The sequence below is a fragment of the Streptomyces sp. NPDC090499 genome (assembly GCF_044769305.1).
GTDB lineage: Bacteria > Actinomycetota > Actinomycetes > Streptomycetales > Streptomycetaceae > Streptomyces.
Window position 1 is genome coordinate 1,777,251 of the sequence record NZ_JBIVXP010000001.1, and the last position, 24,806, is coordinate 1,802,056.

The window sequence follows — 24,806 nt, forward strand, 5'->3', positions numbered from 1 at the left end:
CGGCCACCTGCCCGCCGGTGGGGGCCGACCGCGCAGTTCCCCGCGCCCCTCGGGCGGCTGCGCCACCGGTACCTCGCCGGTGCTCCCCACCACGCCTTCGGCCGAACGGCGATCCGGCCCGCCTCCCCACCCCGGCGCGACGGTGGATCCCGGCGGTGCCCAACGACCGGCGGCCACCTGCCCGCCGGTGGGGGCCGGTCGCGCCGTTCCCCGTGCCCCTCGCCCTCGGGCGGCTGCGCCGCCGGTGCTGCTCACGGCGCCTTCGGTCGAACGGTGGTCAGCCGTCCGCGCGGCCGAACAGCGGGGCGAGCAGCAGTTGGGCGGCGCCCTCCGCGACCCCCCGGCCGCCGCCGGGAGCGAGGCGGACGGGGACGGTCGTGCGCAGGCTGCCCTCCCGCCGGGTGTGGGCGTCGAGGACGGCGGCGACCCCCCGCACGAAGGGCTCGGGCGTGGCGGCGATCGTCCGGCCGCCGAGCAGCACGAGGTCGATGTCGAGCAGGCCGGCCAGGTTCGCCGCGCCGACGCCGAGGACCCGCGCCGCCTCGGCCACGTCGCCGCGGGCCACCGCCGCCAGGCACAGCGCCTCGATGCAGCCGCGGTTGCCGCAGTGGCAGGGCGGCCCGTCGAGCTGGACGACCTGGTGGCCGAACTCCCCGGCCCCGGTCCGCGCCCCCCGGTGCACGGTGTCGCCGATCACCAGGCCGGCGCCCAGCCCCGTGCCGAGGAGCAGGCAGGCGAAGGAGCCGCCCTCGCCGCCGACGGCGAGTCCGAGGGCCGCCGCGTTGCTGTCCTTGTCGACGACGACCGGCACCCCGAGCCGCTCGGCGAGCGCGTCCCGCAGCGGGAAGCCGTCCCACTCGGGGAACCCGGTGACCCGGTGCAGCACCCCGTGGCTGTGGTCGAGCGGCCCTGGCGCCCCGACCCCGACCCCGAGCAGGGTGTCGCCGCCGCGCTCCACCAGCTCACCCGACAGCCGCACGACCGCGCCGAGGACGGCCTCCGCCCCCGCGCCCATGTCCACCGCCGCCTGCCGCTCCGCGACCACCGTGCCGTCGAGGTCGACGAGCACCGCCCGCAGTTCGTCCCGGTCGAGCTGGATCCCCACCGCGTGCCCGGCGTCCGGCACCAGCCGCAGCACGGTGGCCGGCTTGCCGCCCGTGGACGCACGCCGCCCGGCCTCCGCCGCGAGCCCGTCCTCCCGCAGCCGGGCGGTGATCTTGCTGACCGCCTGCGGGGTGAGCCCGGTCCGCTCGGCCAGTTCGAGCCGGCTGATGCCGTCCTCCCCCGCGGTGCGCAGCAGGTCCAGCACCAGCGCGCTGTTGTGGCTGCGCATGGCCGGCAGATTCGCCCCGACCGCGCCCGGCCGCCCGCTCCTCGTCCTGTTCACGCCACTCATTCTCCCTCCCACTTGCACTTTGGCAACAGCGTTGCGAAAGTAGGACGCATGACAGCAGCTGCCACTCCCCTCCGCGTCGGCCTCATCGGCTACGGTCTCGCCGGATCCGTCTTCCACGCCCCCCTGATCGCCGCCGCCGAGGGCCTCGCCCTGGACACGGTGGTCACCTCGAACCCCGAGCGGCAGGCGCAGGCGAAGGCCGGGTTCCCCGGCGTCCGGACGGTCGCCGGCCCCGACGAGCTGTTCGACCGCGCCGCCGAGCTCGACCTGGTCGTCATCGCGTCCCCGAACAGGACGCACGTCCCGCTGGCGACGACCGCCCTCAAGGCGGGCCTCCCGGTCGTGGTCGACAAGCCGGTCGCCGGCACCGCCGCCGAGGCGCGCGAGCTGGCCGCCCTCGCCGAGGAGCGCGGTCTGCTGCTCTCGGTCTTCCAGAACCGCCGCTGGGACAACGACTTCCTGACCCTGCGCAGCCTTCTCGACGAGGGTGCGCTGGGCGACCCCTGGCGCTTCGAGTCCCGCTTCGAGCGCTGGCGTCCGCAGCCCAAGGGCGGCTGGCGCGAGTCCGGCGACCCGGCAGAGATCGGAGGTCTCCTCTACGACCTCGGCAGCCACGTCGTCGACCAGGCCCTGGTCCTCTTCGGCCCCGCCACCGAGGTGTACGCCGAGTCGGTGATCCGCCGGGCCGGTGCCGAGACGGACGACGACACCTTCATCGCCGTCACGCACGCGAACGGCGTCCGCTCCCACCTGTACGCCTCGGCGACGGCGGCCCAGCTCGGCCCGCGCTTCCGGGTGCTGGGCTCGCAGGCCGGCTACGTCAAGTACGGCCTGGACCCGCAGGAGGACGCCCTGCGCAAGGGCGAGCGTCCGGACACCGCGGCCGCCTGGGGCCGGGAGGCGGAGTCGCTGTACGGCCGTATCGGCGCCGGAGACTCCCCGGTCACCGGCGGCGGCCGTACCGTCCCGACCCTTCCCGGTGACTACCCTGTGTACTACGCGGCCGTGGCCAAGGCCGTGCGGGGCGAGGGCCCCAACCCGGTGACCGCGCTGGAGGCGGCCGCCGCCCTGGACGTACTGGAAGCAGCCCGCCGTTCGGCGCGAGACAAGGTGACGGTGACCCTCTGATGCACCACCCGCAGCTCACCCCGAAGACCGCTCCCGAACTCACCCCGCCCGTGGAGGAGTTGGAGAAGCAGGAACGCCGCCTGGTGTTCCGGCAGTTCACCTACGACGACGCGTGGGCCCTCGGCTCCCTGCTGGTGGAGATGGCCCGGGAGCGCCAGGCCCCCGTCGCCATCGACATCCACCGCGCCGGCCAGCAGCTCTTCCACGCGGCCCTGCCCGGCTCCACGCCCGACAACGACGCCTGGATCACCCGCAAGCGCCGCGTGGTCGAACGCTACGGCTCGGCCTCCTACCTGGTCGGCGCCCGCTTCCGCGCCAAGGGCACCACCTTCGAGGAGTCCTCCCGCCTGGACCCGGACGAGTACGCGGCCCACGGCGGCTCCTTCCCGATCACCGTGGAGAACGCCGGCGTCATCGGCTCGGTGACGGTCTCGGGCCTCCCCCAGCTCCAGGACCACCGCTTCGTGGTGGAGGCACTCGAAAGGTATTTGGAGGCGTAGCCGACACATAGGGGGCGGGGAACTGCGCGACCAGCCACACCCGGCCCGCAGCCGAACGAGCGGCGCAGTTCCCCGGCCCTCCCAGCAGAGCGCCTACGCGTCCTTGAACTCCTGACGCTGACGGCCAAGCCCCGGAATCTCCAGCTCCACCACGTCCCCGGCCCGCAGGAACGGCTTCGGCTCCGGCGCTCCCAGCGCAACCCCCGCCGGAGTCCCGGTGTTGATGACGTCCCCGGGGTACAGCACCATGAACCGGCTGACGTACCGCACGACTTCCGCCACCGAGAAGATCTGCTCGGCCGTGGTCCCGTCCTGCTTCAGCTCGCCGTTCACCCACAGCTTCAGCGCCAGGTCCTGCGGGTCGGCGACCTCGTCGGCCGTCACCAGCCACGGCCCGAGCGGGTTGAACGTCTCGCAGTTCTTCCCCTTGTCCCAGGTCCCGCCCCGCTCGATCTGGAACTCCCGCTCGGACACGTCGTGCGCGACCGCGTACCCGGCGACGTACGCCAGCGGGTCCTCGTCGTCGGCCACATAACGCGCCGTACGCCCGATGACCACCGCCAGCTCCACCTCCCAGTCGGTCTTCACCGACCCGCGCGGCACCAGCACGGTGTCGTTCGGCCCCACGACCGTGTCCGCGGCCTTCAAGAAGACGACCGGCTCGGCCGGCGGCTCGGCCCCCGTCTCGCGGGCGTGGTCGTGGTAGTTGAGCCCGATGCACACGACCTTCCCGATCCGCCCCAGCGGCGGCCCGATCCGCAGCCCGGTCGCGTCGAGCGCCGGCAGCTCCCCGGCCTCGGCGGCGGCCCGGACCCGTCCGAGCGCCGCGGCGTCGCCGAGCAGCGCCCCGTCGATGTCGTCGACGATTCCCGTCAGGTCCCGCAGGACACCCTCGGCGTCGAGCAGCGCGGGCCGCTCAGCCCCCGCCGTACCGACTCGCAGCAGCTTCATGGTCGTCACCATCTCCCTTGACAGCAGTCGCCCGTCCGATGTGTGCAGCCATCGGAGGACTGGTCGATCGTCCAAGATGAGCGTGCAGCGGGCAAGAGCATGTTCACGTACTGGACCGTAGGCACCACGGCCCTCACCTGTACAGCACGGCGCGTTCCACCGCGCTCCACGTCGTGCTGGTCACCACGTACAGCGCCGCGGCCAGCGGTACCACGGCCACGGTGACCAGCGTGGCGTACGACAGGTACGGCATGACCTTGGTGACCGCGCCGACCCCGGGCACCTGCTGGTCCTCCGCGCCCACCACGGCCCCCGCCCCCGCCCCCGCCGCCGTCCGCCTGGCGCGCCGGAAGTTGACGGTGGCGACGGCCGCGACCACGGCGAACAGCGCCAGGTAGACCAGCCCGGCGCTCCCGAACCCCCCGCCGCCCGCTCCGGCGAGGACATCGCTCCACCGCCCGCCGAGCGGGGCGCCCAGCAGTTCGTGGGAGAGCAGGCCGTTGCCGTGACCGCCGATCGCCGGGCTGGAGAAGAGGTGGTAGAGCAGGAAGAACGCGGGCAGTTGCAGCAGTCCGGGCAGGCAGCCGGACAGCGGGGACACCTTCTCGGCCGCGTGCAGCTCCAGCACGGCCTTCTGGAACGCCTCCTGGTTCCCGCCGTGCCGCTTGCGCAGTTCGGCGACCCTGGGCCGGAGCGCGGTCCGGGCACGCTGCCCGCGGGCGGCCGCACGGGACAGGGGATGCACGAGCAGTCGTACGAGCGCGGTGAACAGGACGATCGCGGCGGCGGCCGCGGAGGCGTGGCAGAGCGGCTGGAGCAGGTCGGCGAGGTGCTCGACCAGGCCGGCGAAAACCGGCAGGGAAGTGGACAGGAAAGCGGACATGGGTGGGAGCCCTCCGAGGGGTCTCGTCGTGCCGTGGGTGAAGAGGCGGGACGGCATGACGACGCGCGCGAGATCGCCCGGGGGCCCGGGGCTGGAAGCCGAGGGTCGGCAGCCGGAGGCCGGGGGCCGGGTGGGTTACGCGGGGGTCGCCGGGAGGGCGTGTCCGGGTGCTCGCGGGCGGCTGCGGCCCTTGGCGTCCGGGTCGCGCTGCGGCAGGAAGGCGGTGCGCCGGGCCCGGTCGCGGATCGCCGTGCGGACCCGGGTGGGCGGCACGGCGGGCGCGGAGCGTGCCGCGCGCAACGAGCAGACGGCGAGGGCCGAGCCGACGGCGGCGGTCGCGGCGAGCGCGACGGTGGTGAAGAGGCTGCCGGAGTCGAGCAGGAGGAGGTCGAGCAGCAGGAGCAGCAGGAGGGCGGCAGGCCGGGACGGCAGCAGCCAGCGGCCGTTCACGTGTGCACGCATGCCGACCCCCCGCTCCGTCTCAGCACCGTTTATACATGATCCGTTTCCAGCGGCTCCAGGAGCCTCTTGGGCCTGAGGAGCGCCCTGCTGACCGGATCGGCCGGGTCGGGGTCGAGTCCCGGGCCCGGTGCGACGACGACGTCCGCGACGGGGACGACGGTTCCGCAGGCGGGGCATTCGCCGTACGGGCCGAGTTCGGTGCCGCAGTCCGCGTGCTGGAAGTAGCGCAGCCGGCGGTCCATGAGGTGCTCGCGCCCCCAGACGGCGAGGGTGCGCAGGACGGGCCAGAGCTCCGTGCCGCGCTCGGTGATGACGTACTCGTCGCGGGGCGGCGACTCCTGGTACCGGCGCTTCTCCAGGACGCCCTCCTCGGTGAGCGTCTTCAGGCGGGCCGACAGGACGGCTCGCGGGATGCCGAGGTGGACGAGGAAGTCGTTGTACCGCCGGACGCCGTAGAGCGCGTCGCGGATGACGAGCAGGGTCCAGCGCTCGCCGACGACCTCCAGCGCGCGGGCGATCGAGCACTCCTGTGTCGCGTAGTCCTTGCCCAGTGCCATGGGGACCACCTTAGTCAGTTTCTCTCTTGTGGGTTCAATGAACGAACCTACGGTGCTACGGTACTCCCATGACTAGGTTCAATGAAAGAACCATCAAGCATGCGGACGCCTCACCCGCACCGGTCACCGATCCGGCCCCCGTCCCGAACGGCCGCCCCGCCCTGGCCCTCACCAGCGCCGCGACCGCCGTGGCCCTCATGACGTACACCGCCCCGGTGGTCACGCTCCCGGACACGGCCGCCGCCCTGCACACCCCGCTGTCCGCGCAGGCCTGGCTGCTGAACGGCACCCCGCTCGGCCTCGCCGCCCTCCTCCTGGTCGCGGGCAGCCTGGCCGACGACTACGGCCGCCGCCGGATCTTCGTCGCCGGCACCCTCGCCCTCGGCCTGACCACCGCCCTCGGCGGCCTGACCACCTCCACCTGGGCGTTCACCCTGGCCCGGGTGGCGCAGGGCGCGGCGAGCGCGGCGATCCTGGCGAGCAGCCTGGGCCTGCTGGTGGCCGCGTTCCCGAGCCCGCGCGGCCGGCTGCACGCGACGGGCGTGTGGGGCGCGTTCGTGAGCGGCGGCATCGCCCTCGGCCCGCTGGTCGCCGGCGCGATGCCCAACTGGCGGGTGGCGTACGCCGTACTGGGCGCCGCCGCCCTCGTGGTGGCCGTGGTCTCCTCCCGCACCCTGACCGAGTCCCGCTCACCGCGCGGCGGCCGCCCGGACGTCGCCGGGGCCCTGGCCTTCGGCCTCGCGCTGGTCTCCCTGGTGGCGGCCCTGACCCTGGGCCGGGACGGCTGGCTGCGCGCACCGGTGGCCCTGCTGCTGGCGGCGACCGTCGTCCTGCTGGGCGCCTTCGCCCTGATCGAGCGCCGCTTCGCCCCCACCCCGATGATCGACCTGGCTCTCTTCCGCACCCCGCGCTTCCTGGTCTCCTCGCTCAGCGGCCTGGTCACGGGCCTGACGGTGATAGGCCTGTTCAGCTACCTCCCGGCGCTGCTCCAGCAGCTGCTGAGGATGTCCGCGATGGACACGGCCTGGCTGTTCCTGCTCTGGTCCGGGCTGTCCTTCACGGTGGCCCTGCAGGCGAAGCGCCTGGCGGGCCGGGTCTCACCCCGCTGGCAACTGGCCGCCGGTTTCCTGCTGCACGCGGCGGGCGCGCTCGCCATGCTGGGCGCCCTGGACGCGGGCTCCTGGCCCCGCCTGCTGCCGGGCCTGGTCCTGGGCGGCGCCGGCAGCGGCCTCCTCAACGCCGCGCTGCCCCTCCAGGCGGTGGAGTCGGTCCCCGCCGCCCGAGCCGCGATGGGCTCGGGCGCCCAGCAGACCTTCCGCTACATCGGCTCCTGCACGGGCGTGGCCCTGACCATCGCCCTCGCCACGTCGTCCGGCGGCGGTCTGGCACACGGGGCGGACGTGGCGATGGCGGTCTCGGCGGGGGCGGCGGTACTGGGAGCAGCCGGGGTGGTGGGGCTGCGGGAGCGGGCGTGAACCGCTGCGGCACGCCGGGCTCGGCACCGTACGGCACAGCCCGGCACGGTCCGGCACCGTACGGCACAGCCCGGCACGGTCCGGCACCGTCCGACACCAGGACCTCCGGCCGGCCCGCCCCGAGAGGGCTCCCACATCGAGGGGACTCCCGCCCCGAGGGGACTCCCGCCCCGTAGCGGGCTACCCGGCGGCGACGACCTGACCGGCCGTGACCTGGGGCGGATGGGGAAGCAGCGACGCGAGCTGGTCGCGCACGAAGTCCGCGGCCCGCCTGACCGACTCCTCGGCGCCGGCCTGGTCGTCGTAGACGCTGGTGGAGAGCATCACCCCGTCCCCGGCGTCGACCCAGTAGTAGGCCACGAAGCCGGGGACCTGCCGGAGGAGGGGGACGAACCCCTCGGCCACCCGGCGTCCCGCCTCGCCAGGGTCCGTCACCCCTTCGTACCGCCGAACCACCGCGTACATAGCCGATCTCCTCACGGATCTCCCGAAGCCGCCTCTGTCGAATCGACATATCCCCCGACGCGCGCCTCCTCCTCGCGGCACGTCCGGAAGCCCCCCGGACAGACGCACGGGTCACCGGAACCGCGGTGCCCGCCCTACGCCCGCGGCCGCGTCGACACCAGCTTCCCCCACACCACCATCCGGTACCGGGACGTGAACTCGGGCGTGCAGGTGGTGAGCGTGATGTAGTACCCCGGCTCCCGGTACCCGTACGACGGCTTCACGACCGAACGCGGCACGGGCCGTACGACCCCCGAGTCGCGCGCCGACGTCTGCGGCAGGACCTGGTCCACGACGTACGTGTAGGTCGCCGACGCCGTCTCGACCTCGATCGGGTCCCCGAGCCGGAGCCGCGGCAGGTACCGGAACGGCTCGCCGTGCGTGTTCCGGTGCCCGGCGAGCGCGAAGTTCCCCGCCTGGCCCGGCTGTTGGGTACCGGGGTAGTGGCCGACGTACCCGTGGTTGAGCACCTTCGGCTTGCTGACGCCCTCGGCGACCGGGACGCGCAGCCCGAGCCGCGGGACGACGAGGACGGCGTACGCCTGCGAGGCGACGACCCGGGTGCTGTACGACGACCGCGCCCCGCCGGAACCGGTGGCCCCGCCGGACGCCGCGGACCCGCCCGCTCCGGAACCGCCCTTGCCCCCGCCGCTCCCCGGCTTCCCGGAGCCGTCCACCGCACCTCCCCCGCTGCCCCACTCCCGTTCCAGTGCCTCGACCTTCCGCTCGGCCCCCTGCTTCGCCTCCCGGTTGGTCCACCACAGCTGGTGCACGACCAGGAGCATCAGCACCACGCCCACCGTGACGAGCAGTTCACCCCCGGTCCACAACGCCCGCCGACGCCGGGCCCGCCACCGCCGCTCACCGTGCCCCACGACCCGCACCGCGCACCTCCCGCCGGCTCCGCCGGTCCCACCGGCCCCCGGCCGGTCCCGCACGATAGGGCGCCCGCCGCCAACTCACCAGAGCCGCACGGCCATCCGTCACCACACCTCCCCGCCACCTCTTCCTCCACGGGTTTTAGAAACCACTGTCAGAAACCGCTGTCACAACCCTCGACAACCTCACGCACCACACCTGATGCTTCCTGTTGGCATGCGGGGGGACGAGTCGACACCGGTCCGGGAACCGGTGTCCGAGCCGCACGGAGAGGTTGAGAGACAGCCATGATCCGACGCAGAACACTCCTGGCCGCGGCAGGGGGCGGCCTCCTCGGCAGCGCCCTGGCCACCGGCACGGCCCACGCCGACGCGACGATAGCCGTCAGCCCGTCGACCTCGTGGGGCACCTGGGAGGGCTGGGGCACCTCCCTGGCCTGGTGGGGCAACGTCTTCGGCACCCGCGACGACTTCGCCGACATCTTCTTCACCACCAAGTCGACGACGTACAACAGCACTTCACTGCCCGGCCTCGGCCTGAACATCGCCCGCTACAACCTGGGCGCGTGCAGCTGGAACAGCGTGAGCGGCGAGTCGATGGTCGCCTCCGCCAACATCCCCGCGTTCAAGCAGATCGAGGGCTACTGGCAGGACTGGAACAACGAGGACCCGACCTCCTCGGCCTGGGACTGGACCGCGGACGCAACGCAACGAGCCATGCTCGTCAAGGCGGTGAACCGGGGCGCGACGGCCGAACTCTTCGCCAACTCCCCCATGTGGTGGATGTGCCTGAACCACAACCCGTCCGGCGCCTCCGACGGCGGCAACAACCTCCAGTCCTGGAACTACCGCCAGCACGCCTCCCACCTCGCCTCCGTGGCCCTCTACGCCAAGAACAACTGGGGCGTGAACTTCGCGACGGTGGAGGCCTTCAACGAACCGTCCTCCGCCTGGTGGACGGCGACCGGCACGCAGGAGGGCTGCCACATGGACTCGACCGTCCAGTCGGCCGTACTCCCCTACCTGCGCAGCGAGTTGAACGGCCGAGGCCTGACGAGCACCAAGATCTCGGCCTCCGACGAGACCAGCTACGACCTGGCCCGCACCACCTGGAGCGCCTTCTCCTCCACCACGAAGGGCTACGTGGACCGCGTCAACGTCCACGGCTACCAGGGCTCGGGCGGCCGACGCGACCTCCTCTACACCGACGTCGTGACGACGGCCGGCAAGGCCCTGTGGAACTCCGAGACCGGCGACAACGACGGCACCGGCTACACCCTCGCCTTCAACCTGCTCTACGACTTCCGCTGGCTGCACCCCACCGCCTGGGTCTACTGGCAGGTCATGGACCCGTCCTCGAACTGGGCGATGATCGCGTACGACGCGGACACCCTGGCGGCCGGCGCGGTCACCACCAAGTACTACGTGATGGCCCAGTTCAGCCGCCACATCCGCCCCGGCATGAAGATCCTCGACACCGGCGTGAGCAACGCGGTCGCCGCCTACGACAGTTCGGCCAAACGCCTGGTGATCGTGGCGCTGAACACCGCCACCTCCGCCCAGACCCTCACCTTCAACCTCTCCGGCTTCACGACGGTGACGGGCGGCACGAACGGCCTGGTCCCGCGCTGGAACACGGTGACGACGGGCGGCGACGCGTACAAGTCGTACTCGGACACCTACCTGTCCGGAAAGACGGTGGCGGTGTCGGTCGCGGCGAAGGCGGTGCAGACACTGCAGATCGACGGGGTGACGATCTAGACGGGGTGACGATCTAGCGGACCGCGAACCGCGAACCGGGACGCGGGCGGCGCACGGCCTGACTGCGGTGGCCGTGCGCCCCTTCCCGAAGAAGCCGTGCACCCGTTCCCGGCGGAGAGGCAACGCCCGGGGCGGGACGAACGTCGAGTGGGACATGAGGTTACGACTCCACAGCCCGACGTCCCGCCTGCTGGCCGCACTGCTGTTCATGGCCGCCGCCCTGACGGTGGGCGCGCAGCTGCCGGCACGGGCCCAGAACGGCGACGCCCCGGCCGTCCCCGTCTCGGTCGCCGCATACGACCTGGGCGACACGGCGTTCACCGACCCCCAGTCCGGCACGGTCAGCGAGTTGCGCGCGGTCGTGCACTACCCGCGCCACCTGACCGGCCGGCTCCCCCTGATCGTCATGGCCCATGGCTCCTGGTGGGCCTGCGACGCCCAGGACGCCGACACCTGGCCCTGCCCGGCCGGATCACGTCCGTTCCCGAGTTACCGCGGCTACGACTATCTGGGCGCCGCACTCGCCGCCCGTGGCTTCGTCGTCGTGTCGCTCAGCGCGGACGGCATCAACATGACGTCCTTCGACTACGGCGACCGGGCCTGCCTGATCAACGCACACCTGCGCCTGTGGCAGCAACTGTCCGCCACCGGCACCGGCCCGCTGGCAGGGCACTTCACCACCGCCTCCGGCCGCCCCGTCTCCCCGCACTTCGCGGGCCACGTCGACATGACCCGCGTCGGCACCCTCGGGCACTCACGCGGCGGAAAGGGCGTGATGTGGCAGGCGTCCGACAAACATCGCGACGAATGGCCGGCCGGCGTGCGCGTCCGGGCCGTCCTGGGCCTGGCGCCGGTCAAGTTCGACGACCCGGAGGGCGACCACAGCGACACACTCGTCACCGGGCTGCCGTTCACGGTGGTCACCGGCACCTGCGACGGCGCGGTCCACGAGGCGGGCCAGGAGTACCTGGACGACGTCACGGGCCTGAACACCAGGACCGACTACTCGGTGTCCCTGTCGAACGCGAACCACAACTACTACAACACCGCATGGACACCCCCCGCCCCCCTCGGTGAGGACGACAGCACCTGCCCCGCCCAGGAACTGCCCCCCACCACCCAGCAGAACGCCCTCACCGCCTACGCGACCGCCTTCTACCGCTACGAGCTCTACGGCGACCGCACCGCCCTGCCGACCCTGACCGGCGAACGCCCCCTGCCGGGTGTGACGTCGACGACACGGGTGGTCCCGGCCTCCTGAGGAGAGGAGGGGAGGGGAGGGGCCCGTGCCCCCGGCCCCCTCCCCTCCTCACCGCAGACGGACGGTCATCTCGACCCGCACCTGATCCCCCACCGACAGCCCCTCGGGCTTGCGCACGGCGCTCTTGAGCGGCAGCAGATACCCACCGTCCCTGGGAAAGAGCGAGGTCTCGAAGACGACGCCACCGATCCGGGCCTCGACGGGAATCACCCCCCAGCCGTAGGAAGCCATGGCCGCCACCGCCCGGATGTCCTCGCACTCGTCCTGCGGCACCGGAACGAAGTAGTACGGCGCGGGCCCCCGCCACTCGACGACGTGCCCACCGAACGCGAACTCCACGGAACGACTCCCCTCGCAACCGACTGCCCCCCATCTCTATCTCTTCTTTGTCACCGACGGGCAGTACGGTGTCGTTCATGCGCCCCGACACGCCTGCCGAGAACGTCGACCACACCGCCGAAGCGGCACGCCTGGAGCGGACCGCCGACCGCTACCCCGAGGACGCGGAAGCACTGCTGCTGCAGGCCGCGGCCCACCGGGAACTGGCCGACGACCGCCCCGCCGCCACCGCGCTCTACGACCGCCTCCTGGCCACCCCGGACACCCTGGAGAACGCGCCCCTCGTCCGGGCCCTCAAGGCGTCGAACCTGTGGGAGTACGACCACGAGGCAGAGGCCAGGGCGATCATCGACGGCATCCGCACCACGGCCCCCCGGGACCCGGCCCCCTGGGTCATCGTCGCCGAATCCCTCGAATCCCACGACGAGTTGGAAGCGGCGCACGACACCTTCACCGAGGCGGCCACCCTCCTCCTGACGGACGTCGCCGAACCCCCCTACTCCACCCTCCCGGTGTTGATCGGCCGCCACCGCGTCCGCCGCATGCTCGGCCTCCCCCACGACGACTGGGACGCCCGCGCCGACACCCTGCACTCCTCCCCCGTCTCCCTGGACGAGCTCCACGACCCCAAGCGCGTCTGGTCCCTGGGCTCCGACAACCCGGAGGAACTGGAGGCCGAGATCTCCCGCCTCCGAGCCGAACTGGGCACCTACCGGGAGGCGTTGTCCCGCCCCTTCCCGGTAGCGGTCCTGCACTGGCCGGCCGCAGAGCTCACGGAACTCCTGTCGGCGTACCCGACCCTGACCACCGAGTACCCGTCCCACCCCGAGCACCTCACGACCATAGAGTCCTCCCTCCGCGAACTCTCCGTCTCCGGCACCGGCAACCTCGGCATCGTCACCGCCACCGTCCCCTCCTACGAGGCCTTCGCCGCCTCCGAGGGCTCCTCCCCGTCCGACACCACCCTGCTCCCGCAGTACGCGACGACGCTTGCGGCGCGGGGGCGGGCGGTGGCTTGGCCCCCACCGCAGCGGGGGAAGTGCTGGTGTGGGATGGGAGCGGCCTACGGGGAGTGCCACGGCAGTACCGAGGAATGAGGTGCCCCCTTGGCACTCAAAGCCTGGCGATCACCTTGTTGAACTGCCATACAGCAGTGGCAACTTGAGCCTATCCTCCGAATGGGCAAGAAGGGTGTTGGTGGCAGTCTGCTTGCGAACTGCGCTTTAAGCTGTGAGCAAGCTTTAATTCCTCCGGGCTTGACGCCCAAGCATCTGCGGATCCGTTCCTCGCTGCCGCCGCCGCGTGGCACGATGTGTACGACCCAGGATCTCACAGAAAAGACAACATCATGAATTTCGAAAATGAAGAAATTTCCCCTGACGATGCAACAAGCGACGCAGAAGAATTGTTTGGCGAATCAGAGGATGACCTCACGAGGCTCCGCGAGGCAACTTCCTTTGACGCATTCGTTGTTTCGAGTGACTGGACATCCGAGACTCTTCTGAGCCAGATTCAGCGCAACAACATCGAAATGGATCCAATTTTTCAACGTAGAGACGCTTGGGACAGGAAGAAGAAGAGTCGTTTCATTGAGTCGCTGATTGTCGGTCTACCCGTACCGCAAGTGGTACTCGCAGAACGGAAGGGGAAAAAGGGACAGTTTATCGTATTGGATGGAAAGCAAAGGCTACTCACCCTCGTTCAATTCGCTCAAGGCGAATTCAAGTTGAGCGGCCTTGAACTCCGCTCCGACCTCAATCGCTGCAACATTGATAGTCTGCCGAGCGATGAACGCCTCGCCTTCGAAACTCAAACCCTTCGCACCATGGTCGTGCGCCATTGGCAAGGGGACGAATTCCTTTACCTGGTATTCCATCGATTGAATACCGGGAGCGTCCCACTTAGCCCCCAGGAGTTGCGGCAGGCGCTACACCCGGGACCGTTTGTCGCCTTTGCCAACACGTACACAACGGAGGACTCCACTTTTGCTCGACTTTTCGGTCGAAGGAACGGGCCAGACTTCCGGATGCGCGATGTCGAACTTCTAGTTAGGCATTTCGCCTTCATTCGTTTCCTGCCTGAGTACGCCGGCAACTTGAAGGATTTGCTCGACTTGACGTGCGCTCGATTGAATGACTCCTGGGCGACTGAAATTGCCACAGTAGAGGAACAAGCGCGAGATTGCGCAGAGGCAATTTCCGCAGTGTCTAAAATCTTCGGGAAGAACGCATTTCGACGCCACAACGGCGAAGAATACGAACGGCCCTTTAATCGCGCAGTCTTCGACATTATGTGCTTCTATGCGCGACACCGTGAAGTGCGCGCTCGCATGCAATCCCGGCCGGAGGAAGTGCGAAATGCATTCGAGCAGTTGTCGACCGATAGCCGATTCGTCGCTTCACTAACCAGCACTACGAAGAGCTTGGAGGCTGTGGAAGTTCGACTTTCCAGGTGGGGCCGGGTGCTGGAGCGGACTATCGATCTGAAATTGCAGATCCCGGTCGCGCAGGGGAGCCGCATTGCCTACTCAGCGATATAACCAGTTGATTCGGAGAATTGATAGGCTAGATCAGCTTTTTCTCCCCAAACGAAGCCCTGTCGGTTCTTATACCGTGAACGAGTACGATCAAGTGCGCGCATTCATCGTCCTCAGTCATGCCGAGGTCGAAGAGTATATAGAGGCCATGTGTCTCGACATACTCCAGAGAGCCGAAGTGCGTTGGAACAGTTCAGGTTTCGCTGGCGCATGTATAGCAGCCTTGATGCTATACAATGACAAGCAAACAAAGCCACCTAAGTCGCTGGCCTTGCAGGCCCAGAAGGACACCGTAGACGAAATCGTAAAGTCGGCCTTCCAGAAACACCGTAGACTTGCCGAACGCGATAATCACGGGGTGAAAGAAACCAATCTGCTACGCCTACTACTCCCGATAGGATTCAAGGAATCCGACTTCGATGGTATCTGGTTGGGAGTAATGAACAGTTTCGGCGCCAATCGAGGAATGGTTGCGCATCGCTCAGCGAGCAGAGTTCACAACCCGCCGGACCCAACGATTTCACGTCGACAAGTACAGGACGTCCTGGACGGGCTCCTACTCTTGGAGGGTGTTTTCGCGAGGATCAAGCGCCGGTGAAGCCATTGACGTCGCAGGGCGTTTAAATTAAGAGAGTTACCTTCTTGGTTGCGGCGATAAGACAGATTGCATGCTGCCGTCATCGCCACTTCAGCTATTTGGCGCCTTCGCAGGGCCCGTCAACTGTCACCAATTCGGGAGAGACTAAGGACATGTGTCCCTGAGCTACACTGGGCAAGCCCCCTGTTGCCAGTGGCTGGTCTTTCCTCTGGCATGACATAGCTCAACTCGCAGGCGACGGTCCGTCACGATGACGGGTATGCCGATCATCGGCACACCCGTCATTCTCGGTCTATCCTTACCGGCCTTATATATCGCTGCATGCACCACGGCCGGCCGCGTGTTCGCCTCAGGCAGACTATCTTAGTCCTCAACCTTCCCGAGTCTCAATCCGGTTGAGAATGCGTGAAAATAAGACCCAACCGTGCATGCCCGCATACTCGCGATTAGTTTCTCAGTGCGATATTTCCGGAAAGACTTCTTCAATAATCTTGATAAGTTCACGCGCTGCAGCGACGTCCAGCTGGACACTCTGGCTAATCTTGCCGTGAATCTGTCGATCAGCTGACCCATACGTATCCAGTTGCAAGATACGTTGACCGTCCACAGTGAACGATCTAACACCACAAGTTACCGGGCCATGCATCCTCTGGATGTCGGAAGTGACCGACTCAAACCTCTCGACCAACGCCATGAGAGCACTCTTCCATAGATTTTCCGTGGGTAGAAGACATCTTGACTTCCACGCGCAGAATAGGAGCTAAGTGTGCTTGTGGTACGGCAGTGTCGCTGCGGATCGCGCCAACTGGCTGGGAGAGTGCTTGAGATGACCATCACCAGACGGAGCAGCACTTCAGTGCCCGGGTGGCGGGCTCAGGTTGAGCGTTTGACCTTCTACATCCCTCACGCCCCTCCCCGATACTCTGCCTCCCATGATTCACGCAGTCGTCTTCGACGTAGGTGAGTGCCTGGTGGACGAGACCAGGGAGTACGGGACCTGGGCCGACTGGCTCGGTGTGCCTCGGCATACCTTCCACGCGATGTTCGGCGCAGTCATCGCCCAAGGCCGTGACTACCGGGAGGTCTTCCAGGAGTTTCGGCCCGGGTTCGACCTCTACGAGCAGCGGGAGAAGCGGGCCGCCGCCGGGCGGCCGGAGTCCTTCGGGGAGGAGGATCTCTACGCGGATGTCAGGACTGCGCTTGGCGCGCTCCGGGAGCAGGGGCTGTGGCTCGGGATCGCCGGCAACCAGACCGTCCGTGCGGGTCGGATCCTTCGGGAGCTATTCTCCGACGACGTCGATCTGATCGGGACGTCGGACGACTGGGGAGCCAGCAAGCCCGACCCGGAGTTCTTCAAGCGGGTCGCCGACGCCGTGCCGTTCGACGTCGACGAGATCCTTTACGTGGGGGACCGCTGCGACAACGACATCCGTCCCGCCCGGCAGGCCGGCATGCACACTGCTCTCGTGCACCGCGGGCCTTGGGCCACCATCCAGTGGAATGACCGCGAGGCCAGGGAACTGCCGACCTTCCGTGTGGAGGGACTGATCGACCTACCCGATCTGATCGGCCAGTTCAACGACCCAGCGCGCTGAGGGTCGTCGACCAGTCATAGAGGCGGTCGTCGAGGTCACGTACGCAGCGCTCGGCCTGGTGGGGCGTGAGCGCCCGACGTACCTCGCGCACGCGGTCCATGCCGGTCGCGTACCAGGTGACCGCCAGCTGGTCCAGGGCCTTGCCCGCGTACTCGCACGCCTGCTCCGGGTTCCCGGAAGTCGCCTCGACGGCAGCCAGGTCGCCGTAGACCACCGAGCGTTGCTTGTCCTCGGCCGGTGTCATCGTGGTCAGGGCGTGCAGCAGGCTTTCCCGGGCTTGCGGGAGGTGACCTGCGATCATCTGGGTGTTGCCCTTGAAGGCCGCCAGACGGGCCGGGGAGAACCAGTCCAGCCACTCCGGTGAAGGGTGTTCGTTGCCCGCTGCCAGGACGTCCTCTGCGTGGCCCAGGAGGTGCAGCGCGGTACGGCTGTTGCCCGACCTCGTCTCGCACTCGGCCTCCACCGCGTCCAGCCAGGCCAGGAACTCGGCAGAGGCGGGAACCCGCCGGGCGTAGGTCCGCGCGGCCGTCATGCGTTCAAGCGCGCCGTCACGATCCGCCGCCCAACCCGGGACGAACGCCATGTGCGCGATGATCGCCGAACCGAGCAGGGCGTCGTCCGCCTCCCCTGCTGCCTGAAGGGCCAACAGGAAGGTGTCGTTGGCCATGGTCGGCTCGCGGAGGTCGAAGAACTCGATACGGCCTGCCTGGAGGTAGGTCTCCGCCATCGCGGCCGCGATCTCACGACGTGCCGAGTCCGTCGTCTCCGGCAGCAGGGCGCATCCCAACGTCGCGTGTGCGACGACGGTCGGGTGCAATTCGGCCGGGGCGACCGACCAGTAGAGCCGACGGTGGGCGCGGGTCACCGCCATGAAATCGGCACCGACTGTGGAGGGTTGATGGGTCACCGCGACTTTACGGGGCAGCGATGTCCGGACTCCCAGGACAGTCCGGCCGCCGGTGTCCAGGAGCCTTCGTGCGTGCTCTGCGTGCTGTGGCCCGTCCGTACCCCATGGGGGCGTGAATCCCAACGCCTCCATGCTCTGTCCGAGCAGGTGCACGAGAACGCGTTGACAGTCCGGCTGCGGCCAGGGCGGGTTGTCCGATTCCCAGCGGCGAACCTGTCGTACACCGATCGACAACCCGCGAACACCCATCTCCCTGGCGTGCTGGGTAAGTGCATCGGCCAAATGCTGCTGAGAGTTGAAACCCGCGGCTACGCGGGCGGCCTTGAGTCGGACGTTTCCGGTGGGCCTGGGCACTGGAGCACCTCCTGCTTTGGCTTCTTCAACTCTGCCCCACAGAGTCCTGTTTCAGGCATGGGCTCCCTCTCAAGGAGGCACGGAGGCCCTTATTGAGTCCTCCCGGCGACCTTCTTGAGTCCTCGAATCTGACGCTTAGGTACTGGACGCTTTGTGATGTTCCCAAGGCAGGAGGCAGGTTGTGGACACGCAAGAGGCGCTGGACAGAGCGATCTCCGAATGGCTCGCACGAGCCCATCCGACGCCTGCGCGGGCCTGGCACGAGTGGGCGGTTCAGGGCGTCGCCCTGTTACCGCTCGGCGACCGGTTCGCGGCGGTGCGGATGGCGTCGGACGAGGTGCACGCGGCCGTGGATTCGAGCGACCCGGACCAGGTCGCCGTCTGCCTCGGTCTCCTCCTCGGGGGCTCGATCATCTACGACCGCCGCGTGGCGGGCGGCACGTACTACGCCCTGATCCAGGGGCACGCCGGCCTGGTCTGGGCGTACGACGACATCGCCACGTGTCTGGGGCATGGCACCTATCTCGGTGTCCCACGGCTCGACCGCCAGCAGACTCCCGGCACCTACTGGCTGGTTCCGCCGCGCTACGAGGGCGATCTCTGCACCCCGCGTTCGATCACGGCTCTGGTCAAGAGGGGACGGTCGCGACTGGCCGCACGCTCAGAAGTCTGATCCTCCTCCGCGAAGAACCTCGAAGGGAATGGTGAGCAATCACATGACGACTACGGCCGTTCGGGCCCCCTGGGCCATGCGGTTGGTGAGCGTTCGGTTGCCGGTCGGGGCACCGTCGTACGTGTCCGTGGTGCTGGACGCCCGCTCGCAGACCGCCGTGTACATGGACGCCACCGGTGAGATGGTCGAGATGGGGAAGCACGGGACGTCGAAGACATCGGGTACCGCGTCGGTCTCCGGTGGTGGGGACGGTCAGCAGCCCCAGCCGCAGACGCAGGACGACAACACGACCGACTACGAGTCGGACTGAGCGGTGGAGTCCGTCGTTCTGGTGCTCACGGCGTTGGAGGACGTCACCGCGGACCGGGTGATCGAGGCTCTGAACGAGCGCGGTGCCACCGTCGTACGCGTCGATCCGGGGGATGTCGGGCCGGACCTTGTCTTCGGGTTTCGGCTCGGGCGGGGAGGCGGCTCGACCTGGGGTGGGCGGTTGCGTACCGCGAGCCGGGAGGTGGATGTGGAGGCCGTGACGGCCGTCTACTGTCGCCGGCCGACCCCGTACACCGCGCGCTTTCAGCAGTTGCCCCGCCAGTCCCGGGAGTTCGCCGTCGCCGAGGCACGTCATGGGCTCGGGGGTGTGCTCCACAGCCTGCGGGGCGCGTTGTACGTCAACCATCCGTCCGCCGTGGCCCGCGCCGACTTCAAGCCCGCCCAGCTTCAGAGGTTCGCCGCTCTCGGTCTGCGTGTTCCGGCGACGCTGATCACCAATGACGTTGCGGAGGCTCGGAAGTTCGCGGCCGAGCACGAGCGCGTCGTCTACAAGTCGTTCCGTGGGTTGCCGGAGGGCGAGGACGGGCGTGCCGGGGCGATCTGGGCGCAGCGTATCGAACCCGGTGCGCTGGACGACTCGGTCGTAGTGACCGCGCATCTCTTTCAGGCCGAGATTCCGAAGATCGGGGATGCGCGGGTCACCGTGGTCGGGCGTCGGGTTTTTGCCCAGCGGATCACCGCTCCGGACGGTGCGCTGGATTGGCGCCGGGGTGACTGGGACCGTCTCGTCCACACACCCGTCGCCGTACCCGAGTCCGTTCGTGCCGCTCTGCACGGCTACTTGGCCTCGTTCGGGCTGGTCTTCGGCTGCTTCGACTTCGCGCTCACCGGTGACGGGACGGCCGCGGAGGACTGGTGGGCGATCGAGTGCAATCCGAACGGGCAGTGGGGCTGGCTTCCGGACGCTCCGGCCATCGCCGACACCTTCGCCGAGATCCTGAGCAGAGAGGAAGACGAAGACCTTGACGACACCAAACGGGCCTGAGAGCAACGCGGTTCAGCTTCGGCGAGAGATGGCGGTGGGGCTCGCGCGGGACGGGTCGGCGGCTGATGCGCGCTGGTTGGCGGCGGTGGGTGAGGTGCCTCGGCATCGGTTCGTGCCGGGGTTCTATCTGGCGGCCGGCGAGACCGACGAGAACGGGCTGGCGGTGTGGGAGCCCGTCACCGCCGAGCTCGACCACGACAGGTGGTTGGCCGCCGCGTACTCCGATGCCACGCTGATCACCCAGTTCGACGACCGGGAGCCGGACTGGAGCGCGCCTGAGGTGCGGCACGGTGGGGCGCCCACCTCCTCCTCGACCCTGCCGTCACTCGTCCTGAGGATGTGGGCCGACGCCGAGGTGAGTGAAGGGCACACGGTGCTGGAGATCGGCACCGGCAGCGGCTACTCCACTGCACTGGCCTGCGAGCGCCTCGGGTCCGCCGACGTCACGAGCATCGACGTCGATCCTGCCCGGCTGGCGGTGGCGGCGGACGCGTTGTACGGCTGCGGCTACACGCCCACTCTGGCCGTGGCGGACGGGCGGTACGGCTATTGGCCCGAGGCTCGCTTCGATCGGATCGTGGCCGCCTGTTCCTTCCGTTCCGTACCGGACGCGCTCGTCGCGCAGACCCGGCCGGGCGGGAAGATCCTGCTCACGCTGTCGGGCTGGTTGTACGGCTATGCGCGCGTCCTCCTCACGGTCGGCGAGGACGGTACGGCGGAGGGGCCGCTGCTGCCGGGCACCGTCTCCTTCATGTCGGTCCGGGCGCACGCCGCTCCGGTCTTCGGGAACCCCGCCCACTGGGCGGCTGGGCTGCCGGAGAAGACGAGGGCGGCGCGGCACGGGCCGGAGCGGATCACGGCTGCCGGTCCGGAGGCGTTCCATCTGCGCTTCCTCGCCCAATGCGCGGTGCCCGATGCACAGATGACCTTCGTGGGGAAGGTCGTGCACCTGGTCGACGTCGTCCGTGGCTCGGCCGCGTCGCTCACGCCGTGCGACGGTGGGTGGGAGGTGCGGGAGGCCGGGCCGGTGCGGTTGTGGGAGCACGTTGAAGAGGTCGTCGACACCTTCGACTCTGCCGGTCGGCCGCGAACTGAGCTCTTCCGACTGCAGGTGGGCGGGGACAAGCAGCGATTGTCGAATTCACGGATGCCCGGACTCGGGTTGCCCAGACCTTGAGCCGAATGGCAACTGCGGTGATCGGACCGGGCGCTGGGAGGCGGCCTTCGACCGAATCGATGCGCTCGCACCCCACCCCGGCGCCGGGGGCGGCGCATCGGCCGACGAGTTCGAGCTGTCCCAGCACGCCCTCATGTACTCCAGCGGCGAGCCTTGCCCCATGGTGTCTGGTGGCAAACGCCGAGCGGAACCTCCTCGCGGAGACCCCGGTCGGCGGCGAGTCCCGCGAGATCGCCGCGGCGGCGCTGGCCAGTTGGGCCGACAAGCTGCCCTTCCCCGTGGAGCCCAAGCTCTGAACCTGTCCGCTCTCGGGGGATCTCCGCACCCAGAGCCTGTAAACAGCCACCAGCAAAGATGCACAGCCCGTCCAGGCGCCCACCTACCCCGTCCCCTGTGCCATCGATCACGCTGATGTAGCGAGCGATCACCTGCCGCACATAAGCAGGGCCAGCAAACCTACCCATATCTCCACGCACGGAAGCCGCTCTTGGCTCCATGCGAACTGGTGTCATGTCAGCAACACGAATATCGTTGGTTCGCTTGCGCTACCACTTATTTCAACGGGGAGTCTCACAGTGAACCGCCGCGCCCGGATTGCGACAGCTGCGCTCGTCGTCTCCACAGCCCTGCTCCTGACCGCCTGCGGCTCGGGCGGAGGCAGCGACTCGTCCCAGGGCAAGATCAAGGGGGCGGACGCTGCGGACGAGAAGAGCTCCGCCGGCCCCTCCGCCTCGGCCGCGCAGGATGGCGTCAAGCGGCCGGAGATCACGCTGCCCAAGGAGTTCCAGGCGGACTTCGAGGGCTGGACGAACAGCGACGCGAAGCTCCAGGCGATCATGAACGACGGCCGGGAGGAGCTGCGGGCGAAGTACGCCGCGATCATCGAGGCGAACCCCGACTCGGAGGCGGTCGCGTTCTACAACTCGGACGCCACGCTGTCGACCGCCCAAAAGTGGATCAAGCAGTTCACCGACGACGGGGACAGCATCATCGGCGAGGTCAAGGCCTTCGACCCTCAGGTCCATATCAACGACACCGGCTCGGGCGTGCTCTTCTACTGCGTCGACGAGCGCCAGGCCTCCACCAAGAACCGCAGGACCGGGAAGATCGTGAAGACTCCGGACAAGCCCGCGTCGCTCATCCAGTACCGGGTCCGGCTGGACAAGACCTCCCAGGGCGTCTGGAAGACCACCTCCCTGACCACCGTCCCGGGAGGATGCAGCTGATGCGCTTCGCGGCGAAGGCCGGCTCTGTCCTTGCGGCCTCGGTCACCACCCTCGTCCTGTCGTGCACGACGGCCTACGCCATCGGCGGTGACGGGTCCCAGGCGCCGACTCCCTCCGGCCCTTCCGGCAACGCCTCCGGCAACACCCTCACCGCCGCCGCAACCGCCACCAACATCAAGATCAGCCAGAAGAGCGGCGGCTCGGGCGGTTCCGGCAAGTCGCTGGCTCCGGTGGACCCCAACTGGAAGCCCCCGGCGTGCTGGTACGAGCCGGTGGCCACGCCTCAGCAGTTGAAGGAAGCCGTCGACCGGCTCAAGAAGATCCCCAACGACAACCTCGTGCCCGTCACGCCCTCGCTCGACTGGGGCGAGGAGCTGATGGTGGACCACTACGAGAAGGGGAAGGCCGAGACCGCCAGCGGTGACGGCTACAAGAACTACAACCTCGGCCAGGACGGCTACTTCTGGCGCGGGGTGGTCAACAAGAACCGGGAGAACGACCCCGCGTCGTACGACTGTGAGCGCACCCTGTTCTGGCAGGACGCGGGCACTCTCCCCAAGGACACCCACGCCCCCACCCCCGATGTCCTCGCGGGCTACGCCTACGACAAGATCAATGTTCCGACGACCCGGATCGAGCTGAAGCCCACCGGCAAGTCCACGGTGAACCTGCCGACATGGGTGTGGCTGGACAAGGCCACGTTCAAAGAGGTCACGGTCCGGGCCGAGCTGCAGAACGCGGGCGTGTGGGCGGAGACGACCGCGAAGCCGGTCGCCCTTCACCTGGAACCCGGCACCGCGGACGCCGAGACATACCCTGCCTCCGGCGACTGCCGGATCAACGACGACGGCTCCATCGGTGCTCCGTACGTTCAGGGCGACGCCGGCAAGACCCCGCCGTGCGGCGTCATCTATCACCACGCGAGCAACGGCCGGCCGTACCAGCTGAAGGCATCGATCACCTGGCAGATCTCCTGGGAGGGCTCGGGCGGCGCGAAGGGTGACCTGCCGGACGGCGTCTTCGAAACCACGCAGGACCTGACCGTCCAGGAGATCCAGTCCGTCAACCGCTGATCGCGGAACGTCCGGCGGCGGGCGAGGGCAACCATCAGAACGGGAACGGGGAAACCGTGAGCGGCCTTTCGGTCGACTACTCGGTGCTGACTCACGTGAGGTACGACCTTGATCGGGTAGTTGCGTGGGACGCCGGCGTCGCGGCGCAGTTGCAGGCATCCTGCGCGCCGTGGCGCTGCTCGTCGGACTCCCGGCGTCGACAGTGCCTGGGCGGTCCGGGCCGTCAGTGCTCCCCGGAGAAGATCTCCTTGGCCTCGCGCAGCGCGTAGTAGACCAGCACGTACCCTGCGGCCGGGTCGGCCCACCACAGGCCGGCCAGGGAGTTCAGCAGGAGGCCGAGCAGGACGGCGGTGGCCAGCAGGCCGTCGATCAGGGTGACACGGCCCTCGATCCTGAGCACCGGGTTGTCCAGCGCGGTGCCGGTGCGTGCCTTGCCCAGCGCGAGCGCGAACATCACCGCGGCCGTCACCGCGGTCCAGCCGATGCCGAGGGGCGAGTGACGGGGGCGGAATCCGGCGGCCAGTACCCAGGTGGACTGCACCAGCAGGTACACCGCCAGCAGCGCGAAAGCGCCGCCGATGAGTTTCAGCGCACGGCGCCGGCGGTCCTCACCCGTACCGGACAGTTCCCAGATCACCACGGTGGAGGCGCCGATCTCGATCAGGGAGTCCAGGCCGAACCCGGCAAGCGCCACGGACCGCGCCGAGATCGCGGCGATGGCGAGTACGACGATGCCGATCACGTTCCAGCCGAGGGTGGTGTACTCCAGGGCGAAGCCGCGGCGGACGAGCGTCCGGCGGGCCGCGTCATCGACGATGTTCACCACGAGATCCTCCCAGACCTGGCTGTCGGCCCGAGGGAGCTCTACGACTTCGAGTCAGGCAAAGCGTCGTCGTCCGGGGCGAGTTCCCACACCGCGACGCTCACGTGGTGTGCCAGTTCCTCGATGTCGTCGGCGGCGCGGATGACCTGGGCGGTGTCGTCGGTGGCCGTCCAGAGGACGACATCGGCGCCGGCCTGCTCGTCCCGTCAGGCGTAGCGCACGGCGGCGATCACTTCTGCCGTGCCGTCCTGCCGTAGGGAGCGGTGTGTTCGCAGGCCCTCGCCGGGGCGTCCCGTGCGGAAGGGGGGTGGGTCGCGGGGGGCCGTTGCTGGGGGGATTCAGGTCAGCGACCCAGCGCACCTTCGGTGCGCGCCGGGGGCGTGGTAAATGTCGTGGCGTGCGCCGAGGTGCTTCTTGTCTGCCCTGCCGTGTGC

At 68.9% G+C, this 24,806-nt stretch carries 27 protein-coding genes; 17 read left to right on the forward strand and 10 right to left on the reverse strand.

What is annotated here, in order from left to right:
- Nucleotides 1-277: 277 nt before the first annotated feature.
- The gene (locus ACIQVL_RS08210) at nt 278-1,396 is read right to left on the reverse strand and encodes an ROK family protein (protein ID WP_403474756.1); all 1,119 of its coding nucleotides are present in this window, start codon (nt 1,394-1,396) and stop codon (nt 278-280) included.
- A gap of 48 nt (nt 1,397-1,444) precedes the next feature.
- On the opposite strand from ACIQVL_RS08210, the gene ACIQVL_RS08215 reads away from it, so the two are divergent.
- Both ACIQVL_RS08215 and ACIQVL_RS08220 read left to right on the forward strand, forming a co-directional pair.
- Nucleotides 1,445-2,524 carry a Gfo/Idh/MocA family oxidoreductase gene (locus tag ACIQVL_RS08215; protein ID WP_403474757.1) on the forward strand — a complete coding sequence of 360 codons (1,080 nt, stop codon included), beginning with the start codon at nt 1,445-1,447 and terminating at the stop codon, nt 2,522-2,524.
- Nucleotides 2,524-3,024 carry a heme-degrading domain-containing protein gene (locus ACIQVL_RS08220; RefSeq protein ID WP_403474758.1) on the forward strand — a complete coding sequence of 167 codons (501 nt, stop codon included), beginning with the start codon at nt 2,524-2,526 and terminating at the stop codon, nt 3,022-3,024. Before ACIQVL_RS08215 ends, ACIQVL_RS08220 begins: the two co-directional genes overlap by 1 nt.
- Nucleotides 3,025-3,117: 93 nt before the next feature.
- Here the strand turns inward: ACIQVL_RS08220 and ACIQVL_RS08225 are convergent, their stop codons facing one another.
- The 4 genes from ACIQVL_RS08225 to ACIQVL_RS08240 form a co-directional block, all read right to left on the reverse strand.
- On the reverse strand, nt 3,118-3,975 hold the full coding sequence (locus ACIQVL_RS08225) for a fumarylacetoacetate hydrolase family protein (protein ID WP_403474759.1): 858 nt from the start codon (nt 3,973-3,975) through the stop codon (nt 3,118-3,120).
- A 133-nt stretch (nt 3,976-4,108) separates the two neighbouring features.
- On the reverse strand, nt 4,109-4,834 hold the full coding sequence (yidC, locus tag ACIQVL_RS08230) for a membrane protein insertase YidC (RefSeq protein ID WP_403474807.1): 726 nt from the start codon (nt 4,832-4,834) through the stop codon (nt 4,109-4,111).
- Between the two features lie 159 nt (nt 4,835-4,993).
- Nucleotides 4,994-5,320, reverse strand: a complete 327-nt coding sequence (locus ACIQVL_RS08235) for a DUF6412 domain-containing protein (protein WP_403434489.1) — start codon at nt 5,318-5,320, stop codon at nt 4,994-4,996.
- A 29-nt stretch (nt 5,321-5,349) separates the two neighbouring features.
- The gene (locus ACIQVL_RS08240; protein ID WP_403474760.1) at nt 5,350-5,877 is read right to left on the reverse strand and encodes a winged helix-turn-helix transcriptional regulator; all 528 of its coding nucleotides are present in this window, start codon (nt 5,875-5,877) and stop codon (nt 5,350-5,352) included.
- Nucleotides 5,878-5,945: 68 nt separating this feature from the next.
- Here ACIQVL_RS08240 and ACIQVL_RS08245 point away from each other — a divergent pair, with 68 nt between their 5' ends.
- Nucleotides 5,946-7,352 carry an MFS transporter gene (locus ACIQVL_RS08245; protein WP_403474761.1) on the forward strand — a complete coding sequence of 469 codons (1,407 nt, stop codon included), beginning with the start codon at nt 5,946-5,948 and terminating at the stop codon, nt 7,350-7,352.
- Nucleotides 7,353-7,532: 180 nt separating this feature from the next.
- Here the strand turns inward: ACIQVL_RS08245 and ACIQVL_RS08250 are convergent, their stop codons facing one another.
- Complete coding sequence (locus ACIQVL_RS08250) at nt 7,533-7,817, reverse strand: hypothetical protein (RefSeq protein WP_403434498.1); 285 nt, start codon at nt 7,815-7,817, stop codon at nt 7,533-7,535.
- 134 nt (nt 7,818-7,951) lie between these two features.
- Nucleotides 7,952-8,731: a class E sortase gene (locus ACIQVL_RS08255; protein WP_403474762.1), complete on the reverse strand. Its 780-nt coding sequence runs from the start codon at nt 8,729-8,731 to the stop codon at nt 7,952-7,954.
- Nucleotides 8,732-9,022: 291 nt separating this feature from the next.
- Here ACIQVL_RS08255 and ACIQVL_RS08260 point away from each other — a divergent pair, with 291 nt between their 5' ends.
- Together ACIQVL_RS08260 and ACIQVL_RS08265 are read left to right on the forward strand one after the other, a co-directional pair.
- Nucleotides 9,023-10,495 carry a beta-1,6-galactanase gene (locus ACIQVL_RS08260; protein WP_403474763.1) on the forward strand — a complete coding sequence of 491 codons (1,473 nt, stop codon included), beginning with the start codon at nt 9,023-9,025 and terminating at the stop codon, nt 10,493-10,495.
- 154 nt (nt 10,496-10,649) lie between these two features.
- Nucleotides 10,650-11,756, forward strand: coding sequence for an alpha/beta hydrolase (locus tag ACIQVL_RS08265; protein WP_403474764.1), 1,107 nt, complete (start codon nt 10,650-10,652; stop codon nt 11,754-11,756).
- A gap of 48 nt (nt 11,757-11,804) precedes the next feature.
- Here ACIQVL_RS08265 and ACIQVL_RS08270 read toward each other — a convergent pair whose 3' ends face one another.
- A complete protein-coding gene (locus ACIQVL_RS08270) occupies nt 11,805-12,095 on the reverse strand; it encodes a DUF1905 domain-containing protein (protein WP_403434509.1) in 291 nt (96 codons plus the stop codon).
- A gap of 77 nt (nt 12,096-12,172) precedes the next feature.
- Here ACIQVL_RS08270 and ACIQVL_RS08275 point away from each other — a divergent pair, with 77 nt between their 5' ends.
- The 4 genes from ACIQVL_RS08275 (at nt 12,173) to ACIQVL_RS08290 (ending at nt 16,824) form a co-directional block, all read left to right on the forward strand.
- Nucleotides 12,173-13,192: a hypothetical protein gene (locus tag ACIQVL_RS08275; RefSeq protein ID WP_403474765.1), complete on the forward strand. Its 1,020-nt coding sequence runs from the start codon at nt 12,173-12,175 to the stop codon at nt 13,190-13,192.
- A gap of 251 nt (nt 13,193-13,443) precedes the next feature.
- The gene (locus tag ACIQVL_RS08280; RefSeq protein ID WP_403474766.1) at nt 13,444-14,634 is read left to right on the forward strand and encodes a DUF262 domain-containing protein; all 1,191 of its coding nucleotides are present in this window, start codon (nt 13,444-13,446) and stop codon (nt 14,632-14,634) included.
- A gap of 4 nt (nt 14,635-14,638) precedes the next feature.
- The gene (locus tag ACIQVL_RS08285; RefSeq protein WP_403474808.1) at nt 14,639-15,229 is read left to right on the forward strand and encodes a HEPN domain-containing protein; all 591 of its coding nucleotides are present in this window, start codon (nt 14,639-14,641) and stop codon (nt 15,227-15,229) included.
- A 932-nt stretch (nt 15,230-16,161) separates the two neighbouring features.
- The gene (locus ACIQVL_RS08290) at nt 16,162-16,824 is read left to right on the forward strand and encodes an HAD family hydrolase (protein WP_403474767.1); all 663 of its coding nucleotides are present in this window, start codon (nt 16,162-16,164) and stop codon (nt 16,822-16,824) included.
- Here ACIQVL_RS08290 and ACIQVL_RS08295 read toward each other — a convergent pair.
- Complete coding sequence (locus ACIQVL_RS08295) at nt 16,805-18,085, reverse strand: transcriptional regulator (RefSeq protein ID WP_403474768.1); 1,281 nt, start codon at nt 18,083-18,085, stop codon at nt 16,805-16,807. The two genes, ACIQVL_RS08290 and ACIQVL_RS08295, sit on opposite strands and share 20 nt — an antisense overlap.
- A gap of 181 nt (nt 18,086-18,266) precedes the next feature.
- Between ACIQVL_RS08295 and ACIQVL_RS08300 the strand changes: the two genes are divergently transcribed.
- From ACIQVL_RS08300 to ACIQVL_RS08330, 7 genes are all read left to right on the forward strand, one after another.
- A complete protein-coding gene (locus tag ACIQVL_RS08300; protein WP_403434532.1) occupies nt 18,267-18,758 on the forward strand; it encodes a hypothetical protein in 492 nt (163 codons plus the stop codon).
- A 43-nt stretch (nt 18,759-18,801) separates the two neighbouring features.
- Nucleotides 18,802-19,068 carry a putative ATP-grasp-modified RiPP gene (locus ACIQVL_RS08305; protein ID WP_403434535.1) on the forward strand — a complete coding sequence of 89 codons (267 nt, stop codon included), beginning with the start codon at nt 18,802-18,804 and terminating at the stop codon, nt 19,066-19,068.
- A gap of 3 nt (nt 19,069-19,071) precedes the next feature.
- Complete coding sequence (tgmB, locus tag ACIQVL_RS08310; protein WP_403474769.1) at nt 19,072-20,073, forward strand: ATP-grasp ribosomal peptide maturase; 1,002 nt, start codon at nt 19,072-19,074, stop codon at nt 20,071-20,073.
- Nucleotides 20,074-20,101: 28 nt separating this feature from the next.
- Complete coding sequence (tgmC, locus tag ACIQVL_RS08315) at nt 20,102-21,250, forward strand: ATP-grasp peptide maturase system methyltransferase (protein WP_403434537.1); 1,149 nt, start codon at nt 20,102-20,104, stop codon at nt 21,248-21,250.
- A gap of 170 nt (nt 21,251-21,420) precedes the next feature.
- Nucleotides 21,421-21,546: a hypothetical protein gene (locus ACIQVL_RS08320; RefSeq protein ID WP_403434540.1), complete on the forward strand. Its 126-nt coding sequence runs from the start codon at nt 21,421-21,423 to the stop codon at nt 21,544-21,546.
- Between the two features lie 279 nt (nt 21,547-21,825).
- Nucleotides 21,826-22,476 carry a hypothetical protein gene (locus ACIQVL_RS08325; protein WP_403474770.1) on the forward strand — a complete coding sequence of 217 codons (651 nt, stop codon included), beginning with the start codon at nt 21,826-21,828 and terminating at the stop codon, nt 22,474-22,476.
- Nucleotides 22,476-23,549 (forward strand): hypothetical protein, encoded by a 1,074-nt coding sequence (locus ACIQVL_RS08330; RefSeq protein WP_403474771.1) that lies wholly within the window; start codon nt 22,476-22,478, stop codon nt 23,547-23,549. The genes ACIQVL_RS08325 and ACIQVL_RS08330 overlap by 1 nt, the downstream gene beginning before the upstream one ends.
- Nucleotides 23,550-23,772: 223 nt before the next feature.
- Here the strand turns inward: ACIQVL_RS08330 and ACIQVL_RS08335 are convergent, their stop codons facing one another.
- The gene (locus ACIQVL_RS08335; RefSeq protein ID WP_403474772.1) at nt 23,773-24,372 is read right to left on the reverse strand and encodes a cation transporter; all 600 of its coding nucleotides are present in this window, start codon (nt 24,370-24,372) and stop codon (nt 23,773-23,775) included.
- A 107-nt stretch (nt 24,373-24,479) separates the two neighbouring features.
- On the opposite strand from ACIQVL_RS08335, the gene ACIQVL_RS08340 reads away from it, so the two are divergent.
- Complete coding sequence (locus ACIQVL_RS08340; protein ID WP_403474773.1) at nt 24,480-24,629, forward strand: hypothetical protein; 150 nt, start codon at nt 24,480-24,482, stop codon at nt 24,627-24,629.
- Nucleotides 24,630-24,806: the final 177 nt, after the last annotated feature.

Bases quoted from the DNA above. Each gene is read 5' to 3' on its own strand.
- ACIQVL_RS08235 (WP_403434489.1), bottom strand. From the start codon at position 5,320: ATGCGTGCACACGTGAACGGCCGCTGGCTGCTGCCGTCCCGGCCTGCC.
- ACIQVL_RS08220 (WP_403474758.1), top strand. From the start codon at position 2,524: ATGCACCACCCGCAGCTCACCCCGAAGACCGCTCCCGAACTCACCCCG.
- ACIQVL_RS08250 (WP_403434498.1), bottom strand. From the start codon at position 7,817: ATGTACGCGGTGGTTCGGCGGTACGAAGGGGTGACGGACCCTGGCGAG.
- ACIQVL_RS08245 (WP_403474761.1), top strand. From the start codon at position 5,946: ATGACTAGGTTCAATGAAAGAACCATCAAGCATGCGGACGCCTCACCC.
- ACIQVL_RS08215 (WP_403474757.1), top strand. From the start codon at position 1,445: ATGACAGCAGCTGCCACTCCCCTCCGCGTCGGCCTCATCGGCTACGGT.
- ACIQVL_RS08330 (WP_403474771.1), top strand. From the start codon at position 22,476: ATGCGCTTCGCGGCGAAGGCCGGCTCTGTCCTTGCGGCCTCGGTCACC.
- ACIQVL_RS08275 (WP_403474765.1), top strand. From the start codon at position 12,173: ATGCGCCCCGACACGCCTGCCGAGAACGTCGACCACACCGCCGAAGCG.
- ACIQVL_RS08280 (WP_403474766.1), top strand. From the start codon at position 13,444: ATGAATTTCGAAAATGAAGAAATTTCCCCTGACGATGCAACAAGCGAC.
- ACIQVL_RS08260 (WP_403474763.1), top strand. From the start codon at position 9,023: ATGATCCGACGCAGAACACTCCTGGCCGCGGCAGGGGGCGGCCTCCTC.
- ACIQVL_RS08265 (WP_403474764.1), top strand. From the start codon at position 10,650: ATGAGGTTACGACTCCACAGCCCGACGTCCCGCCTGCTGGCCGCACTG.
- ACIQVL_RS08240 (WP_403474760.1), bottom strand. From the start codon at position 5,877: ATGGCACTGGGCAAGGACTACGCGACACAGGAGTGCTCGATCGCCCGC.
- tgmC (WP_403434537.1), top strand. From the start codon at position 20,102: ATGGCGGTGGGGCTCGCGCGGGACGGGTCGGCGGCTGATGCGCGCTGG.
- ACIQVL_RS08225 (WP_403474759.1), bottom strand. From the start codon at position 3,975: ATGAAGCTGCTGCGAGTCGGTACGGCGGGGGCTGAGCGGCCCGCGCTG.
- ACIQVL_RS08290 (WP_403474767.1), top strand. From the start codon at position 16,162: ATGATTCACGCAGTCGTCTTCGACGTAGGTGAGTGCCTGGTGGACGAG.
- ACIQVL_RS08305 (WP_403434535.1), top strand. From the start codon at position 18,802: ATGACGACTACGGCCGTTCGGGCCCCCTGGGCCATGCGGTTGGTGAGC.
- ACIQVL_RS08210 (WP_403474756.1), bottom strand. From the start codon at position 1,396: ATGAGTGGCGTGAACAGGACGAGGAGCGGGCGGCCGGGCGCGGTCGGG.